This window comes from Peribacillus simplex (assembly GCF_001542915.1).
In the GTDB taxonomy this organism is placed as follows: Bacteria; Bacillota; Bacilli; order Bacillales; family DSM-1321; genus Peribacillus; species Peribacillus simplex_B.
Genome location: NZ_LNNH01000055.1, coordinates 137,920 through 156,704, shown reverse-complemented (window position 1 = coordinate 156,704; position 18,785 = coordinate 137,920). Strand labels below are relative to the sequence as shown.

Genomic DNA, 18,785 nt, shown 5'->3' with positions numbered 1-18,785 from the left:
CCAGAAATATTTAAAATGATCCAACCACTACAGTTATCAAAAAGGAGATTATTACATGTCTATCAATGTTGAAAGCAAAAAAACTCAAGCTACCCAATCGGAAACTCAAGACTATATTAAAAAAGTGCTTCAATTAATCGAACAAAAGGAAATTTCAAAAGAGGATGCCCAATGGGTCACGAGGGAAACGGTCGAGAACTTCCGTAATCATGTAAACCCTGGGTTTTTGGAATATCGGAAGACGGTGACAAAAGACACGCAATTCGCCGCTGTTGAGTGGTCAGATCAGGATTCCTGCTTTACGGATGTAAATGGAAAGAAATATATTGATTGTTTAGGGGGCTTCGGGATTTATAATGTTGGTCACCGCAACCCTAAAGTCGTGAAAGCAGTCACGGATCAATTGCAAAGACAAGCCCTCCATAGCCAGGACTTACTTGACCCTTTACGGGCAATGCTAGCCAAGATCCTTGCCGATATCACGCCGGGAGATCTTAAATACTCCTTCTTTACGAACAGCGGGACGGAGAGCGTGGAGGCTGCGCTTAAGCTTGCTAAAATGTATAGTGACCGCTTCACGATCATTTCCACGACGAAATCATTTCATGGCAAGAGCCTTGGTTCCCTTTCGGCCACAGCGAAGGGCATGTTCCGAAAACCATTCATCCCACTGATACCAGGTGTGCGCCATGTTCCGTTCGGTGATGTGGATATGATGAGAAAAACGTTTGAAAGTTGTGCTCTGGTCGGTGAAGATGTCGCTGCCGTGCTGTTGGAACCTATCCAAGGTGAAGGCGGGGTCATCCTGCCTCCGCAAGACTATTTAAAACAGGTTCGGGCATTGTGCGACGAATATGATGCATTATTGATATTGGATGAAGTCCAGACTGGTATGGGCCGAACTGGTAAAATGTTCGCTTCCGAGCTCTATGATGTTGTTCCGGATATTATTTGTTTGGCTAAGGCGTTTGGCGGCGGGGTGATGCCGGCTGGTGCAGTCGTTGCCAATGAAAAAGTGTTTAAAAGCTGGTTTGACAATCCATTCATGCACACGACGACGTTTGGCGGAAATCCACTCGCTTGCGCTGCGGCCATAGCTACGATCGACGTTCTTTTGGAAGAAAAATTACCGGAGCGTGCTGCAGAAGTGGGTGAATATTTCTTGAATGGTTTAAGGGAAGTGGCAAACGAGCACCAAGACAAGGTCTTGGAAATTCGCGGCCAAGGATTGATGATCGGTATTGAGTTCCATAAAGACGAAGTGGGCTATGAATTTTCAAAAGCCTTGTTTGATAAAGGAATTTTAGTGGCAGGTACGCTCATTAATTCCAAAACGATTAGGATTGAGCCATCATTGACGATTCAATTGGATGAAGTCGATACCGTTATCAATGCGTTTAAAGAAGTGCTGCCAACGCTTCAAGCTTAATTGGAATCTGCGCAAAAGACAGCCTTAGGGCCGTCCTCACATTGTAGACAAACTCGATGAAAAATCGAGTTTGTCTACTTTTTTTATGGCTTGAACAATGTGGACGTTGAACTCCGTCATTATTCAGTTTGAGTCTTCCACTAGTGCTGCTTGGTTTCGATTTTGGATACGCAATCAACTCATGAATGGTCTCGGTTCAAGGTGATGGAACAAAGCGGGGAAAACCCGATTATTGATGGGGATTCAAGCCGTTCGAGTGACAAATGCACAGTTTGGACAATGATTTAATTCCTTTAACGTAATTTGGTATGTTATAATAATTTCTGGAAAAAGGAGTGATAAATATATGACACCCGCTCTGCAAAAAATGTGGATATCCTTCATCGCCATGGGCTTTATGGTTATCTCGATATTTCTTATCTACTTAAGCCGGTATAAGTTAAAAGGCTTTTGGAGAGGCTTGACAGCAATCATCGCATACATACTTATGATACTAGCCGGCTTGATCATCATCGTCGTTGTTCTTAGCGGGCCAACCACTTGATAGGTGAGGAGAAATGATGAAGAATTTTTTCAAAATATTATGTTTATTAACCATCACTGTATCATTATCCGGCTGTTTATATCCGGAGAAGCAAAAAATGCAAAATCAGCTGCCTTATAAAGAGCAAATACAATCCGTCCAAAGTGCCGTCGATCAATTTCAAAAGGACGAAGGTGGCATATTGCCCATCGTTACGAAAGATGCCGAGACACCGATTTATCAAAAATATGTCATTAAATTTTCTAAGATTTCTCCCAGGTACATGGCAGAACCGCCGGATAACGCCTATGAATCTGGAGGTGTTTTTCAATATATCCTAGTCGATGTTGAAAAAAATCCGACTGTGAAATTGCTGGATGTCAGGATTGCCCAGAAGATTCAGGATGTTTCATTAAGATTGACAGCCTATCAGCAGAACAACGGATACCCTCCATTCAAGGAAAGGTTATCCGATGATGTCTTTACCCTCGATCATGAAAAGATGGGCCTGAAGGAAGCTCCCACGGTCACAAGTCCTTTTTCACAAAGGGATCTCCATCTAGTAGTGGATGGGCGAGGGAATATTTTTGTTGATTATACCCCTGATCTAATCGATGTTTTGAAGACAAACGAGGCGAAATTCAAACCGGGTGATGATATAAGGGAACTGCTTGTGCAAAGCTCGGAGTTCGTTCCAGCTTATTCATTGCCCTATACCATTGATGCAAAAACAAAAAATCCAATATTTCTTGAAAAATAGGCATAACCCTTCTTCTGCAAAATATATTGTAGGGGAAGGGTTATTTCTTTATCTTTAGTTCATCTTACTTATACAAATAACAACCCTTATATAAAATTTCTGGTGGAGGAAGGGATTGAACCAGGGAAATAATTGGAATAAATTTTTAGGACAACATCATAGATATATAGTGTCCTAATAAAAACAAATGGATAAACGAAATCCCAAAACGCTAATTCGGGAGGGGATACCTTGGAAAAGGTAGATATTTTTAAAGATATAGCTGAACGGACCGGCGGCGACATTTATTTAGGGGTGGTCGGTGCCGTCAGGACAGGGAAATCGACATTTATTAAAAAATTCATGGAGTTAGTCGTCATACCTAATATCCCGTCAGAAGCTGACCGTGCACGAGCACAGGATGAATTGCCGCAGAGTGCTGCCGGAAAAACGATCATGACGACAGAGCCTAAATTCGTACCGAATCAGGCAGCATCGATTTCGGTAGCCGAAGGTCTGGAAGTGAATATTCGTTTAGTGGATTGTGTCGGTTACACGATACCTGGAGCTAAAGGGTGTGAAGATGAAAATGGTCCGCGCATGATTCATACACCTTGGTATGAGGATCCGATCCCGTTCAATGAAGCGGCGGAAATAGGCACTCGTAAAGTGATTCAAGATCATTCCACCTTGGGTGTGGTCGTTACGACGGATGGTTCCATAGGAGAAATACCACGGAGTGATTATTTAGAGGCAGAGGAAAGGGTAGTCGAAGAATTGAAGGAGGTCGGCAAGCCGTTCATCATGATCGTCAACTCCGTCCAGCCCCACCATCCGAATACGGTGGCCTTAAAGGAATCCCTCCAGGAAAAGTATGATATCCCCGTCTTGGCCATGAGTGTCGAGGGAATGAGGGAATCGGATGTTTACAGTGTCCTCCGTGAAGCCCTCTATGAATTTCCTGTTCTTGAAGTCAATGTCAACCTCCCAAGCTGGGTAATGGTTTTGCGAGAGGATCATTGGTTAAGGGAAAGCTATCAGGAAGCGGTTAAAGAGACGGTGAAGGACATTAAACGCCTGAGGGATGTTGATCGGGTGGTCGGACATTTCAATGAATTCGATTTTATCGATCGTGCAGCCCTAGCAGGTATTGAGATGGGGCAGGGTGTTGCTGAAATCGACCTATATGCCCCAGATGAACTTTACGACGAAATCCTGAAGGAAATCGTCGGTGTGGAAATACGGGGCAAGGACCATCTATTATCTTTGATGCAGGACTTTGCCTATGCAAAAGCGGAATATGACCAGGTGGCTGATGCACTGAGGATGGTCAAACAAACGGGATATGGAGTCGCGGCTCCCTCCCTTAATGATATGAGCCTGGATGAACCGGAAATTATCCGTCAGGGAGCCAGGTTCGGTGTCAGGTTAAAAGCGGTGGCTCCTTCCATCCATATGATCAAGGTCGATGTCGAATCGGAATTCTCACCGATCATCGGGACGGAGAAGCAAAGTGAAGAATTGGTACGATACTTGATGCAGGATTTTGAAGACAATCCACTTTCCATTTGGAACTCTGATATTTTTGGCAGAAGCCTGAGTTCTTACGTTAGGGAAGGCATCCAGGTGAAATTGGCGATGATGCCGGACAATGCACGCTACAAATTGAAAGAGACTTTGGAAAGAATCATTAATGAGGGCAGCGGGGGCTTGATTGCCATCATTTTATAAAAACGTTGAAAAGCTGGACCAACTCCTTCATTGGATTGGTCTTTTTGCATGCAGCCCAGGCAGGAACAAACCTGCTGAAGTCCTTTTTTATTTCGCATTTTTAGGAAAATCTTGAAAAAACCCCATGGTTAAGCGATTTTCAGTGAAATAATAAGTTTAATTTCTATAAAAACGGGAAATGATGAATAGCGAAAGACAAAATTTATAATATATACAATTATTAATGAAAAGATTCCCATTATTTTTTGAATTCCCTTGCTAAGCTTATAGGATTTGTGATAATCTACATACAGAAAACGCGTTGTAACAGCGATTTCGACCTATTTTTAATTTTTGGATGCATTATTTGGAAATTTGATCAGCTTGGTCATCCCCGGTTTACAGGGAATGAAAATGTTCGAAACGAAACTAATATCAAATCACTATTATAGTGTTGTAATAATGATTTTTTATAAAGATTCCTTTTGGGAGGAGGTGAATGGCATGAACAAAACAGAATTGATTAATGAAGTTGTTACAGCAACTGAAATTTCTAAGAAGGACGCTACAAAAGCTGTTGATGCTGTTTTTGATACAATCTTAGAAGCTCTAAAAACTGGTGATAAAGTCCAATTGATTGGTTTTGGTAACTTTGAAGTTCGTGAACGTGCGGCTCGTAAAGGACGCAACCCACAAACTGGTGACGAAATCGAAATTGCAGCTAGCAAAGTGCCAGCTTTCAAACCTGGTAAAGCACTGAAAGATGCAGTGAAGTAACTCTACCATTACATACGGGTGCTTAACCGAAAAGGGCCGCGTGCAAACGCGGTCCTTTTTTTGCTTCTTAATTTCCATCTGTGATAATATAAAAGACAGTGAATATTTTAGGAACGCTGTAGGCCAGAATGAAATAAACATACGGAAAATGCGGTTCTGACAAGCCTGTGCAGGAATGGTACAATATTGCAGGGGCTCCGGCTGCGTTAACGATGGGATTAAAGGATCTCAGGGTGTCGTTATTACCTTGAAATTTATTTGAATACATACTATTTTTTAAATTTTTTAGGAGGTACGGATAAATGGGTAATGTAGATCATGCCAAGATAGAGGAAGCGGTAAAGATGCTACTTGAGGCTGTAGGGGAAGACCCGACAAGAGAAGGGCTGCTTGATACACCAGGGCGTGTGGCAAGGATGTATGAAGAGATTTTTTCTGGACTTAATCAAGATCCAAAGGAATATTTCGATACCGTTTTCGGCGAGGACCATGAAGAACTCGTACTTGTAAAGGATATTCCGTTTTACTCGGTCTGTGAGCATCATTTAGTTCCTTTTTACGGTAAAGCGCATGTAGCTTACATTCCGAAAAACGGGAAAGTGACGGGCCTAAGCAAATTGGCGCGTGCGGTCGAGGCCGTATCGAAGCGTCCCCAGCTGCAGGAGCGCATCACCTCAACAGTGGCCGACTCGATAATGGAAAAACTTGAACCCCATGGTGTGATGGTGGTGGTCGAGGCCGAACATATGTGCATGACGATGCGCGGCGTCAAAAAACCAGGTTCCAAAACAGTCACCTCCGCTGTTAGGGGAACGTTCGCGAAAGATCATCGTACTAGGGCGGAAGTGTTGGCGTTCATTAAAGATTAAGGATAGGGGGGCAAAAAAATGAATGAGAAAAAGATCCTGAACGATTTTGTGGTAATTAAGGCCATTGAGGATAGTGTGAATGTGATCGGATTGACAAGGGGAACGGATACCAAGTTCCATCACTCGGAGAAGCTTGACTCAGGCGAGGTGATGATCGCGCAATTCACGGAGCATACCTCGGCAATCAAAATCAGGGGACATGCCAAAGTGTATACGCCATTCGGTGAGATAGAAAGTGATTCTAAAAAAAATTCTTTTGATAAATGATAGCCAGTCTACCATTGCATGAGACTGACTCCATTAACTGATAGGACGTTTAACAAGCTGGAAACTCCCGCATCCATTTTTTTGAAGAAGCTAAGCGGCCGCTTCCTTATTATTGGAAGTTTCTTTTTATAAACGTTGTCCATTTCATCTGATTGTTTTTATGGTATAATAATGTGTATTTTACACAGACAGAAACCAATATGCATGAAAAAAATATCTTTCAGGGATGCAAGGGTGGTCTCAATTGTTAAACATAACGGACGACAAAAGCCAATTAAAACGATTAATAGAAAAGAAAGCTCAACATCCATATTTATTGAAGTTTATACAAAAACCAAGCTTGGACGAAGATAAATTGCTATTGCTTTGGGGATTGTTTAACGACTTGGACGTTAAAAGCGAAAAAAGGGATCAATACATCACTTCGACCATGCTCGTGCAAATCGCCCTCGACACCCACGAAATCGTATCGAATTCGGTTGAGGGACCGGAATTGCCTGAAGTATTGAAAAACCGCCAATTACAGGTGCTTGCCGGTGACTACTACAGTGGTCTGTACTACCAGGTTCTTGCCAGTGTGGGGAATGTTGAGATGATCCGTATCCTTTCAAGCGCCATAAAAAAAATAAATGACAATAAAATCATCCTATATCAACAAAGGTCGATAAAGGATGTTCGATCACTTGTAACGACGATAAAAGCGATCGAGGCTTCGCTGATCCATAAACTCGCGGTTTATTATAAACAGCCTGCCTGGATCGATGTTTCGGAAGATTTCCTGCTTTTGAGCAGGCTTCATGCCGAGAAGGGGCATTACTTGAAGACCGGGCGATCGATCATATTCGATATCCTCCGGGAGATGCCTTCAGATGGTTCGAATGATCAGGAAGAACTCGCTCCACAAAAGGAACAGCAGGTCCGGTTCAGGTTCGAGAAATGCTTGGGGGATGCCAGGAAATCCTTGGAGCGTTCGATGCAAAAACTGATGAAAACGGATGATGAGCTAAGGGAACGAGTGAAGGTCCTCATGGAACAAACAGCAAGTATAGCAAATTCATATGTGAAAGAAGGGTGAAGCATGGAGCAGTCTAAAGAGCAAAAAGTTCATCATGTCTTTGAGAAGATATACGGAAACTATGACAAGATGAATTCCCTCATCAGCTTTAAGCAGCATCTTAAATGGCGGAAGGCTACCATGGCCATCATGAATGTCCCGAAAGGCGCCCACGCCCTTGACGTATGCTGCGGCACAGCGGACTGGACCATTGCCCTTGCTAATGAAGTAGGACCAGAAGGCAGTGTTGTCGGTCTGGATTTCAGTAAGAACATGCTTAAAATCGGTGAGCAAAAGGTGAAGGATCTCCATTTGGATCAAATTTCCCTGATGCAGGGGAATGCAATGGAGCTGCCTTTTGAGGATAATAGCTTTGATTACGTCACGATCGGGTTCGGGCTGCGGAATGTTCCTGACTACATGCAAGTGCTTAAAGAGTTAAATCGTGTCGCCAAACCGGGGGGGATGGTCGTTTGCCTTGATACCTCACAGCCAACCATGCTTGGCTTCAAGCAGGGGTATTATTTTTACTTCCGCTTCATCATGCCTGTGTTCGGTAAGTTATTCGCGAAAAGCTACAGCGAGTATTCTTGGCTGCAGGAATCTGCACGCGATTTCCCAGGCATGAAAAAGCTTGAAAGCATGTTCAAGCAGGCAGGAATGGAAAACGTCAGTTACAAGGCCCATTTCGGCGGTGTTGCAGCAACACATTTCGGGTACAAACCTTCAAAATAAGCATAATAGCAATGGACAAAGCTGGGTGGAATGTATGAAATTTAAAATGATGTATTCATTTTTGAATGCAGATTTGCAATCAATAGAAAAAGAATTGGAAGACGCTATTGAAGCGGATTCCACTGTTTTAAGGGAAGCCTCCCTGCATTTGCTGCAATCCGGCGGAAAGCGGATCCGTCCGGTATTCGTCCTATTGGGCGCCAAGTTTGGCGATTATGATATTCACATCGTCAAGCATGTTGCGGCGACATTGGAACTGATTCACACGGCTTCGCTTGTGCATGATGATGTTGTGGATGATGCAGATTTGCGCCGGGGATCTGCAACCATCAAATCAAAATGGGATAATCGTGTCGCCATGTATACAGGCGACTTCATTTTTGCACGTGCACTGGAAATGATGTCAGTGATCGAGTCACCCCTTGCGCACCAAATTCTCGCGGATACGATGGTCGAACTATGCCTTGGGGAAATAGAACAAATTAAAGATAAATACAATTTCGAACAAAATTGGCGGATATACTTCAGGAGAATCAAACGAAAAACGGCATTGCTCATCGCTTCCAGCTGCCAATTGGGGGCGATTTCAGCGGGTGTTGATGAAAAGATCCATCAAAAGCTATTTAAATTCGGATATTATGTCGGGATGTCTTATCAAATCACCGATGATATATTGGACTTTACGGCTTCGGAGGAAGAACTTGGAAAACCAGCTGGAAGTGATTTGATCCAGGGAAACATCACATTGCCCGTCTTGATTGCTATGGAAGATCCAAAACTGAAGAAGCTTATCGAAACGGTTCGTGAGGATACGCCTAAAGAAGAAATGACCGCTATCATACAAGCGATAAAATCTTCCGGTGCCATCGAACAGGCAGCGAAGGTCGGTGACCTGTATTTGGAAAAGGCTTTTACTGAATTGAAAGGCTTGCCAGCCATAAAAGCGAGAAAAACATTATCCGATATCGCGAAAAACATCGGAAAACGAAAGTTTTAATACTTGCAGTTGCGAAACTGCTCAAACAATGGTAATATTCTAAAAGGATTGCCTTATATAGGCAAATAACAATGATACATATTAGGAGTGACAATAATGGAAAGAACATTTTTAATGGTTAAGCCTGACGGCGTTCAACGCAATCTAATCGGTGAAATCGTTTCCCGTTTTGAAAAAAAAGGCTTCCTGCTTGCAGGGGCAAAATTGATGGTCATTTCTCAGGAATTGGCTGAGCAGCATTATGGCGAGCATAAAGAACGTCCTTTCTTTGGCGAATTAGTGGACTTCATCACTTCAGGTCCTGTCTTCGCAATGGTTTGGGAAGGTGAAAATGTAATCGCGACTGCACGTCAAATGATGGGTGCCACTAACCCTAAAGATGCCGCTGCTGCAACCATTCGCGGTGATTTCGCCGTAACTGTCGGCAAGAATATCATTCACGGATCTGATTCAGCTGAAAGCGCTGTACGCGAAATCGGTTTATTCTTCAAAGAAGAAGAACTTGTTGAGTATTCTAAACTTGTCAACGAGTGGGTTTATTAATCAATAGATTCAAATGAATGTTAAAGCGGATTTCATCGCCCTCATGCGACGGAATCCGCTTTTTTATTTTGGGCCTTTAAAGAAAAAATGCCATTCTCCGATATATATAGAAGAACTATTTAAAATAAATATGTGCAAGGGAGTCGTGGGGATGCCTCAAGAATATGAAGCGTTTATTCGGAATATCAAGATGCTGACAGGTATCGATTTGGCATTATACAAGGAAGGGCAAATGAAAAGGCGACTGACATCTTTATACGAAAAAAGAGGATATCATTCATTCGGTGCATACTATAAAGACATCCAAGCCAATCCCGGCGTTTTAAACGAGTTTTTGGATAGGATGACCATCAATGTTTCTGAATTTTATAGAAATGCGAAAAGATGGGAAGTGTTGGAGCATAAAATCCTTCCTGGCTTATTGGAAAGCAAAAAAAAATTGAAAATCTGGAGTGCGGCCTGTTCAACGGGTGAGGAACCTTATACGATAGCGATGATTCTAGCAAATCTCGTCCCGCTTGGCCAAATAGAGATTCTGGCAACGGATTTGGATGTAAATGTCTTGGCACGGGCGAAATTGGGGATGTATCCGGAAAGGTCCTTAAATGAAGTTCCAGAAGAAATAAAAAGGAAGTACTTTAAAAAAGAAGAGGATTTTTATCGGGTCTCGGATGAAATCAAAAAGAGGGTCACATTCAAACGGCACAATCTTCTTTCGGATCGCTTTGAGCAGGGATTCGATTTAGTCGTTTGCCGTAATGTGTTGATATACTTCACTGAAGAAGCCAAAAATCTATTGTATGAGAAGTTCAGTGCATCGCTGATTGGAGGGGGGGTATTTTTTGTCGGAAGTACGGAGCAAATATTCACCCCTGGAAAATATCAATTTGAAACGATTGACACATTTTTTTATCAAAAAAAGTGAATACTTATCCATAAGGGACTGATCGTGCATTCGCATTCAGTCTCTTTTCGCATGTTCTAATATGCCCAATGGTGTTGCGGGCCAAGATCAGAGTGATTAAACTATATCGAAAATGTTGGAGAAGATGTAAAATAAAATGAATAATGAATAAATTCAACGTGCAAAAAGGTTTTTAGGTTTACATATACCCACATTGAATAAAATTGTGGTATATTGATACATATACACTTTAAAGTGCTAAAAGGGGGCTGGAAGATGAGATACTTAACAGCGGGAGAATCACATGGTCCGCAGCTAACGACAATTATTGAGGGATTACCGGCTGGAATGCCGATTACGAATGAAGATATCAATGAAGAACTGGGACGCCGGCAAAAAGGGCATGGGCGTGGCCGAAGGATGCAGATCGAGAAAGATCAGGCGTTCATATCCTCGGGGATCAGACATGGCTATACATTAGGTTCTCCTGTAGCCTTAGTGGTGGAGAATGACGATTGGAAGCATTGGACAAAAATCATGGGAAGTGAAGTTCTTTCAGAGGAAGAAGCTGAAGGAGTCAAACGGAAAATCACGCGTCCTCGTCCAGGGCATGCCGATTTGAATGGCGGTATCAAATATGGACATCGCGATTTGAGGAACGTTTTGGAACGGTCATCAGCCCGTGAAACGACTGTAAGGGTAGCGGCAGGTGCCGTGGCTAAAAAGCTATTGTCGTTATTGGGGATTGAAGTGGCCTCACATGTTCTGGAAATTGGCGGAGTGAAGGCAGAACCGCCGGTATATGAAACGATTCAGCAATTGCAGCAAGTGACAGAGGAATCTTCAGTTAGATGTTTCGATAAAAACGTCGAGCAGCAGATGAAGGATGCCATTGATGAAGCGAAACAAAAGGGAGATTCCATCGGCGGCATCGTTGAAGTCATTGTCGAAGGAATGCCTGTTGGTGTAGGAAGTTATGTTCATTATGACCGTAAGCTTGATGCAAAACTCGCTGCTGCGATCATGAGCATCAATGCATTTAAAGGGGTCGAGATAGGAATTGGGTTCGAAGCGGCCCATCGCTTCGGCAGTGATGTCCATGATGAAATTGCCTGGGATGAAGACAAGGGCTACTACCGGAAAACAAACCGCCTTGGCGGCTTTGAAGGCGGTATGACAACGGGCATGCCGATCGTTGTGCGCGGAGTCATGAAGCCGATCCCGACTTTATATAAACCTTTGAAAAGTGTTGATATCGATACGAAGGAAGTGTTCGAAGCAAGTGTCGAGCGTTCCGATAGTTGTGCAGTTCCTGCAGCGGCAGTAGTTGCCGAAGCAGTAGTGGCATGGGAGCTTGCGGCTGCCATCGTCGATCAATTCCCTTCAGATCGTTATGAACAGTTAGCGGAATACATAAGGTCGTATCGGGAAGACGTAAAGGGGTTTTAATAGATGGAAACCATCCAAATAACAACGGTCTCCAAGCAATATCCCGTTTTGGTCGGTAAGAAGGCAATACAGGAACTGCCGGAATTAATAACAACTGAATTCAATCACCTGAACAAGATTTTGATCATAACCGATGAGAAGGTCGCTGAACTGCATTTGCAAACCGTGAAACATGCATTGATCAAGACCGGAAAACCGGTACTGCAGCATGTCGTGCCTGAAGGGGAGCATGCAAAAACATTCGAAGTGTTTTATGAATGCCAAGGCTACTGCCTATCCCAGAAACTCAATCGCAAGTCATTGATCATTGCCCTTGGCGGCGGAGCGGTCGGTGACTTGGCTGGGTTTGTTGCGGCCACATTCATGAGGGGAATTCCATTCATCCAGATCCCGACGACTTTGCTAGCCCACGATAGTGCCGTGGGAGGCAAGGTCGCCATCAACCACCCTTTAGGGAAAAATATGATTGGTGCCTTTCATCAACCTGAAGCGGTCATTTATGATCTGGATTTTTTACTAACTCTGCCGCTGCAAGAATTAAGGTCAGGTTTTGCTGAAGTGATTAAGCATTCCTTGATTGCCGATCATGACTTTTATCATTGGCTTAAGTCGAATATTGTGGACTTGAACGAGATTACGGATGAGCAATTTCTGACAATGATCACAAAAGGAATCGCCATTAAAGCGGCAATTGTCGAAGAAGATGAGAAAGAAATGGGCATTCGTGCGTTTTTGAATTTTGGCCATACACTTGGACATGCAGTGGAGGGTTCCATGGGTTATGGGAATTTTACACATGGAGAATCGATTTTAATCGGGATGGTTTATGCGCTTAAATTGAGTATGAAAAAAGAGGGTCTCGATTTTAACCTTGAGGAATTCATTGATTGGGTGTCTCAATTAGGCTACCAAATTACCATTCCAGACCGCCTTGAAACTGCAGCGTTACTTCATTTAATGAAAACGGACAAAAAATCAGTCAATGAAGCAGCTACCTTTGTCCTGCTAAATCAGGTGGGGTCACCAATATTAAAAGATATACCCGACTCTGAGCTGATAGATGAAATGACTGAAATGAAATAAATTAAAGGAAAAGGGGGAACTGTGTGTGATAAGAGGAATTAGAGGTGCCACTACAATTGAAAAAGACACAGAAACGGAAGTGATCGCCGCCGTCGAAAAGCTGATGGCGGAAATCATCGAGGTCAATGAGATTGATCCTGACACGGTTGCCTCCGTATTTTTTTCAGCTACGGATGAGATCCGTTCGGTTTTCCCTGCCAAAGCCTTGAGGAAATTCGACGGCTGGACCTATGTACCGGTAACTTGCATGAAGGAAATACCTGTGAGCAACTCCCTGCCATTCTGCATCCGTGTCATGATTCATGTCAATACAACGAAAACGCAGCAAGAAATAAAGCATGTCTATCAGGAAGGGGCCATAGCATTACGGCCGGACTTGATAAAAAAGGGGTAAGCCGATTCGAACCCAGGAATATGATATACTATTCTCACACTTTCTGGCTTTAAAGTGATAAAAACTATAGGGGTGATTGACATGAAATGGAATGAAGCGGTCCTTTCCTTGAAATCTTACCAACCGGGAAAGTCCACAGATGAAGTGAAGAAATTGTACGGTCTCGAAAAAATCACGAAACTCGCGTCTAACGAAAATCCGTTCGGGTGCTCAGAAAAGGTCAAGGAATCCGTCAGGAATTCAACCCATTCTTTTGCCATCTATCCGGATGGCTATGCAACGATGCTAAGAGAAGCTGTGGCGAAGCATACAGGCGTGAAGCAGACTCAGCTTATCTTTGGGAATGGCTCTGATGAAAACATTCAAATCATTTCCAGAAGCCTATTGGGCGCAGGAAAGAATACGGTCATGGCAACGGGCACTTTCTCGCAATACCGTCATAATGCTACGCTTGAAGGTGCAGAAGTCAGGGAGGTTCCCCATCTTGATGGTGCGCATGATCTGGAAGGCATGCTGAAGGCGATAGATGAAAAAACCGCGGTCGTCTGGTTATGTACACCGAATAATCCTACAGGGAAATACATCCCGGAAAAGGAACTATTATCGTTCATCGAAAAGGTGCCTGAAGATGTCCTTATCGTACTGGATGAAGCGTATTGTGAATACGCGACGGCTGAGGATTACCCAAGAACGAATCAATGGATCAATCGATTCAAAAATTTGATCATACTGCGCACATTTTCTAAGATTTATGGTCTTGCCAGCTTCAGGGTAGGATACGGATTGGCGGATGAGGATATCATTCAGAAGCTGGACCCATCGCGCGAACCATTCAATGTCAACACATTCGCACAGAATATTGCTATCGTCGCTTTGGAAGACCAAGCTTTCATAGAAAAATGCAAAGATGAAAATCAAAAAGGCCTCAAGCAGTACTACGAATTTTGCGACAAGGAAAATTTAGCGTATTACCCGTCACAAGGAAATTTCATTTTTATCCACTTTAAACAAGATGCCGATAGGGTGTTCCAATATTTACTTGAGCACGGATACATTGCAAGGAGTGGGAAAGGTTTCGGTTTTCCTACCAGCCTGAGGATAACGATTGGTTCAACTGAGGAAAACGAAGGAATGATCAATGCGATTAAAACGTTCTTGAATGAAGTCGAGGCACCATCTGATTCGCTGCTTTAACATGCATCAAACCTTATGGAGTCTTAAAGGATGCGGGGGAGAAAAGAGTGAAGGGAAAGGTTTTTGTAATAGGTCTGGGACTAATTGGAGGATCATTGGCCAAGGCTGTCCGCCATGCCCATCCTGAAGCGGTGATAATTGGTACGGATATCAGTGAAAAGAATATTCAACTCTCGATGCTGCTGGGGACGATAGATGATTCCGTTTCTACTCTGGAAGCGGGGGCGTGTGAGGCTGATTTGATCCTTCTTGCTGTGCCTGTCAATGAGACCGTCAAGATTTTAGCACAACTGGCTGACATGAATTTAAAAAGTGACGTCCTCATATCCGATGCGGGAAGCACGAAGGATACAGTCGTAAAGGCAGCAAAACCATTGATTGATAAAGGGGTGGCCTTCATCGGGGGGCACCCTATGGCTGGTTCACATAAAAGCGGCGCAGGAGCTGCCAAGCTGCATTTGTTTGAACATGCGTTTTATTTGCTGACACCGGGAGACTCCATCGAGGAGAAAAAGGTGGAACGGCTGAAGGAATGGCTCAAAGGGACAAGAGCGAACTTTTTGGTCGTCACTCCTTCCATGCATGATAAGCTGACGGGTGTCGTCAGCCATTTTCCGCATATTGTCGCATCAGGTCTTGTGAAGCAGGCAGAAAATTATAGCAAGGAAAATAAATTGATTTCCAGGCTCGCGGCCGGTGGCTTTCGTGATATCACAAGAATAGCTTCTAGCAGTCCGGAAATGTGGCGTGATATTCTGTTGCATAACCGGGATGTGTTACTTGAATTAATGAAGGATTGGCTGGCTGAAATGGAGCATGTAAAAGGGTTGGTGGAGAATGGAGATAGTGAGGAAATCCTTCGCTTCTTTGCGGATGCCAAGGTTTTCAGGGATGATTTGCCGACTCACGCCAAAGGTGCCATACCAGCCTTTTATGATTTATATATCGATATACCGGACTATGCGGGAATAATTTCAGAGATTACCGGATATCTGGCGCAAGAAGGAATCAGCATTACGAACATAAGAATCATCGAAACCAGGGAAGAGATATACGGTGTATTGGTCATTAGCTTCCAAACGGATGTTGACCGCATTAAAGCAGCGGATTGTATCTCCAGACATTCAGATTACGAAACGATCCTGGCATGATGACAGGGAAAGGAAGGTAGCATGAAAACAAAAAAATTACAAACCGATATCCACTCACTACGCGGTTCGATAGACATACCTGGGGATAAATCGATCTCCCACCGCTCGATCATGTTCGGGGCTCTCGCCGAAGGTGAAACGACCGTCACTAATTTTCTTCCGGGAGCCGATTGTTTAAGCACGATTTCGTGTTTTAAGCAACTTGGCATCCAAATCGAACAGGAAGGGAAGCGTGTCCGTATCCAGGGTAAAGGGTTCAAGGGATTAACCGAACCTAATGAAGTGCTGGATGTCGGAAATTCCGGGACGACAATTCGATTAATGACGGGTATCTTGGCAGGACAAGATTTTTCGGCGGTTTTGACAGGGGATGAATCAATAGCCAAACGGCCAATGACCAGGGTGGTGAATCCTCTCCGTCAGATGGGGGCGGTCATAGACGGCCGTAAGGGGGCGGAATATACCCCGATCTTCATCAGAGGAGGCAAGCTAGAGGGTATCCGCTATGAATTGCCTGTGGCAAGTGCACAGGTCAAATCGGCGATAATCCTGGCAGGCTTACAGGCCGAGGGTGAAACGATCATTGTTGAACCGGAAGAGACTCGTGATCATACCGAAAGGATGATCCAGGCGTTTGGCGGGAAAATCGAAAAAGATGGACATACCATTAAAGTGGGCGGAAATCAGGTTTTCAAAGGAACTTCCGTACATGTGCCGGGAGATATTTCCTCGGCCGCTTTCTTCTTGGTGGCAGCTGCGGTTACCAAAAATAGTGAAGTCGTCTTAAAGAATGTCGGCCTAAATCCGACAAGGACTGGAATCCTCGAAGTCATGAAAGCGATGGGAGCGGATATCACGATCGAGAAGAAGACGAGTGGAGGCGAACCGGCAGGGGATATCACTGTAAGGAGTTCACGCTTAAAAGGAATCACCATCTCAGGTGACCTAATTCCGCGCTTAATCGATGAAATACCGGTCATTGCGCTTCTGGCAACCCAGGCAGAAGGGGTAACTACGATCAAGGATGCAGCAGAACTGAAGGTTAAAGAAACCAATCGAATCGATACGGTGGCCAATGAGCTTTCCATTCTTGGAGCTGATATAACACCTACAGCAGATGGATTGATCATCAATGGAAGTAAGAACCTGAATGGTGGAAAAGTTACAAGCCATGGAGATCATCGCATCGGGATGATGCTCGCTGTCGCCGCATTGATAACGGATGGGGATGTTGAACTTGCCGATCCTGATGCGATTGATGTTTCTTATCCTGAATTCTTTGAGCATATGACGCGTTTGATACAATGAATGTCCAAGAGTTTACGGCCCTTGATCAGGACCGTAAACTTTTTTTTTCATTTTTACGTGCTTAGAAATGTTGAAAGCGCTGACATTCTGCGTGAATGGGTCATGAAATTCACAAAAAGGACCTTCGAATCAAAAAGGAGATTGACCCTGGCATGGAGAATTAACTAGTAACCTTTTTTTAATGAGAATGGAGGGGACTTCATCAATGGAATACAGGGCTGCAGTATGGTAAACTAAGAAATACTGTTTACCAGGCATCTTACGCTTACATGGGCATTTTGCTCATAATGGAAAAGGATTTGACATTATCGCGTGAGAGTGTTTGATCAGAGACCAGTTTATCTTGCAAAAGGAAGGAATTCGCAATGAACACAGTGGAACAAGTAATCCAACATTTAAAAAAAGGGGAATTAACAGAAGCTCTTAAACATATAAATCGAATTAAATCATCGGAGTCAGCGGAGGACATTTTGCTGCTGGCCGAAGAAATGCTTCAGCTTGGTTTTGTGGAGGAGGCGAAAGACCTTTTCGAACATCTCCTTGAACTCTATCCTGATGAAGGGGAATTGATGGTTTCATTGGCTGAAATCTTGATTGACATGGACCAGGAAGATGAAGCGATGTTGATGCTTGAAAAAGTACGTGCAGATGATGAGGTATATCCAAGTGCTTTGCTTTTGGAAGCGGACCTTTACCAATTACAGGGAATGGATGAGGTCAGTGAAAGAAAATTACTGAAAGCCAAGGAAATACTGCCTGATGAGATCATCATTGATTTTGCGCTTGGTGAACTGTTTTTCCATCAAGGCAGGGATCAGGAAGCCATTGCAAATTACATAAAGGTATTGGAACATGAACAGGAAATATCCGGAGTCAATGTACATCAGCGGCTTGCTGAAGCATTAAGCAGCTCAGGTAAGTTCGAGGAAGCCCTGCCGCATTTTGAAAAAGCCTTGGAGGATGGACTTGAAATCAATACATTATTCGAGTATGCATTTACAGCTTTCCAAGCAGGTCTTTATGAGACGGCCGTCCGTAAATTTATCGAGCTGAAAGAATTGGATCATGAATATCATTCCTTGTATTTATACTTGGCAAAGAGTTATGAGCATCTGGAGGATTTGGAAAATGCCTTGAAAACGGTCAAAGAAGGAATCAAGGCTGATGAATTCAATAAGGAGCTTTATTTCTTCGGCGGAAAAATAGCATTGAAAAGCGGACTCGATGAAGAAGCGGAAAATCTATTTAAACAAGCTCTTGCCCTTGATCCAGGCTATCTGGAAGCGGCGCTTACCCTCTTGAAATTGTATATGCATCAGGAAAGGTATGAAGATATCTTGGAGTGCATCGGAGAAGTGAGGAGATACGGAGAGGATGATCCTCAGTTTGAATGGATAGCCGCCGTATCTTACCAGCACACCGAACAATTTAAAGAGTCATTAACCAGCTATCATAATGCATATAATTCATTCAAGAACAATCAAGATTTCCTCGAAGACTATGGTTTCTTTTTAATCGAAGAAGGAGACAGAGCCACATCTAGAGAAGTATTTAATAAGCTGCTTGAGATTAACCCGGCGAATGATGAGTATGCCATGATTTTGGAGCGGCTTGGTGAAGGCTCGGATGAATCGTAAGCAAGCGTAACCAAACTAAATC

General features: G+C 43.6%; 19 protein-coding genes. All 19 read left to right on the top strand.

From position 1 onward, the window contains the following. Positions 1 to 55: 55 nt before the first annotated feature. A complete protein-coding gene (locus AS888_RS22410; RefSeq protein WP_061144295.1) occupies positions 56 to 1,429 on the top strand; it encodes a putrescine aminotransferase in 1,374 nt (457 codons plus the stop codon). A gap of 346 nt (positions 1,430 to 1,775) precedes the next feature. Beyond that, on the top strand, positions 1,776 to 1,973 hold the full coding sequence (locus AS888_RS22405; protein ID WP_061144294.1) for a DUF2768 domain-containing protein: 198 nt from the start codon (positions 1,776 to 1,778) through the stop codon (positions 1,971 to 1,973). A 16-nt stretch (positions 1,974 to 1,989) separates the two neighbouring features. Next, positions 1,990 to 2,712, top strand: a complete 723-nt coding sequence (locus tag AS888_RS22400; protein WP_061144430.1) for an LptM family lipoprotein — start codon at positions 1,990 to 1,992, stop codon at positions 2,710 to 2,712. A 231-nt stretch (positions 2,713 to 2,943) separates the two neighbouring features. After that, positions 2,944 to 4,422 carry a stage IV sporulation protein A gene (gene spoIVA, locus AS888_RS22395; RefSeq protein WP_061144293.1) on the top strand — a complete coding sequence of 493 codons (1,479 nt, stop codon included), beginning with the start codon at positions 2,944 to 2,946 and terminating at the stop codon, positions 4,420 to 4,422. A 483-nt stretch (positions 4,423 to 4,905) separates the two neighbouring features. After that, on the top strand, positions 4,906 to 5,178 hold the full coding sequence (locus AS888_RS22390; protein ID WP_061144292.1) for an HU family DNA-binding protein: 273 nt from the start codon (positions 4,906 to 4,908) through the stop codon (positions 5,176 to 5,178). Between the two features lie 302 nt (positions 5,179 to 5,480). After that, a complete protein-coding gene (gene folE / locus AS888_RS22385; protein WP_061144291.1) occupies positions 5,481 to 6,047 on the top strand; it encodes a GTP cyclohydrolase I FolE in 567 nt (188 codons plus the stop codon). A gap of 18 nt (positions 6,048 to 6,065) precedes the next feature. After that, a complete protein-coding gene (gene mtrB, locus AS888_RS22380; protein ID WP_061144290.1) occupies positions 6,066 to 6,314 on the top strand; it encodes a trp RNA-binding attenuation protein MtrB in 249 nt (82 codons plus the stop codon). A gap of 244 nt (positions 6,315 to 6,558) precedes the next feature. Then, the gene (locus AS888_RS22375; RefSeq protein ID WP_061144289.1) at positions 6,559 to 7,389 is read left to right on the top strand and encodes a heptaprenyl diphosphate synthase component 1; all 831 of its coding nucleotides are present in this window, start codon (positions 6,559 to 6,561) and stop codon (positions 7,387 to 7,389) included. 3 nt (positions 7,390 to 7,392) lie between these two features. Next, positions 7,393 to 8,103 (top strand): demethylmenaquinone methyltransferase, encoded by a 711-nt coding sequence (locus tag AS888_RS22370; protein WP_061144288.1) that lies wholly within the window; start codon positions 7,393 to 7,395, stop codon positions 8,101 to 8,103. Positions 8,104 to 8,137: 34 nt separating this feature from the next. After that, positions 8,138 to 9,100: a heptaprenyl diphosphate synthase component II gene (gene hepT, locus AS888_RS22365; RefSeq protein ID WP_061144287.1), complete on the top strand. Its 963-nt coding sequence runs from the start codon at positions 8,138 to 8,140 to the stop codon at positions 9,098 to 9,100. A 96-nt stretch (positions 9,101 to 9,196) separates the two neighbouring features. Further along, complete coding sequence (ndk, locus tag AS888_RS22360; RefSeq protein ID WP_034308008.1) at positions 9,197 to 9,643, top strand: nucleoside-diphosphate kinase; 447 nt, start codon at positions 9,197 to 9,199, stop codon at positions 9,641 to 9,643. Positions 9,644 to 9,794: 151 nt separating this feature from the next. Continuing rightward, positions 9,795 to 10,568, top strand: coding sequence for a CheR family methyltransferase (locus tag AS888_RS22355; RefSeq protein WP_061144286.1), 774 nt, complete (start codon positions 9,795 to 9,797; stop codon positions 10,566 to 10,568). A gap of 255 nt (positions 10,569 to 10,823) precedes the next feature. Then, positions 10,824 to 11,996, top strand: coding sequence for a chorismate synthase (gene aroC / locus AS888_RS22350; RefSeq protein ID WP_061144285.1), 1,173 nt, complete (start codon positions 10,824 to 10,826; stop codon positions 11,994 to 11,996). 3 nt (positions 11,997 to 11,999) lie between these two features. After that, positions 12,000 to 13,079, top strand: a complete 1,080-nt coding sequence (gene aroB, locus AS888_RS22345; protein WP_061144284.1) for a 3-dehydroquinate synthase — start codon at positions 12,000 to 12,002, stop codon at positions 13,077 to 13,079. A gap of 25 nt (positions 13,080 to 13,104) precedes the next feature. Beyond that, a complete protein-coding gene (gene aroH, locus AS888_RS22340; RefSeq protein ID WP_061144283.1) occupies positions 13,105 to 13,473 on the top strand; it encodes a chorismate mutase in 369 nt (122 codons plus the stop codon). 81 nt (positions 13,474 to 13,554) lie between these two features. Next, positions 13,555 to 14,667, top strand: a complete 1,113-nt coding sequence (hisC, locus tag AS888_RS22335) for a histidinol-phosphate transaminase (RefSeq protein WP_061144282.1) — start codon at positions 13,555 to 13,557, stop codon at positions 14,665 to 14,667. A gap of 47 nt (positions 14,668 to 14,714) precedes the next feature. Then, the gene (locus AS888_RS22330) at positions 14,715 to 15,818 is read left to right on the top strand and encodes a prephenate dehydrogenase (protein WP_061144281.1); all 1,104 of its coding nucleotides are present in this window, start codon (positions 14,715 to 14,717) and stop codon (positions 15,816 to 15,818) included. A 21-nt stretch (positions 15,819 to 15,839) separates the two neighbouring features. Beyond that, a complete protein-coding gene (gene aroA / locus AS888_RS22325) occupies positions 15,840 to 17,126 on the top strand; it encodes a 3-phosphoshikimate 1-carboxyvinyltransferase (protein WP_061144280.1) in 1,287 nt (428 codons plus the stop codon). 365 nt (positions 17,127 to 17,491) lie between these two features. Further along, a complete protein-coding gene (locus tag AS888_RS22320; protein WP_061144279.1) occupies positions 17,492 to 18,763 on the top strand; it encodes a tetratricopeptide repeat protein in 1,272 nt (423 codons plus the stop codon). Positions 18,764 to 18,785 lie beyond the last annotated feature (22 nt).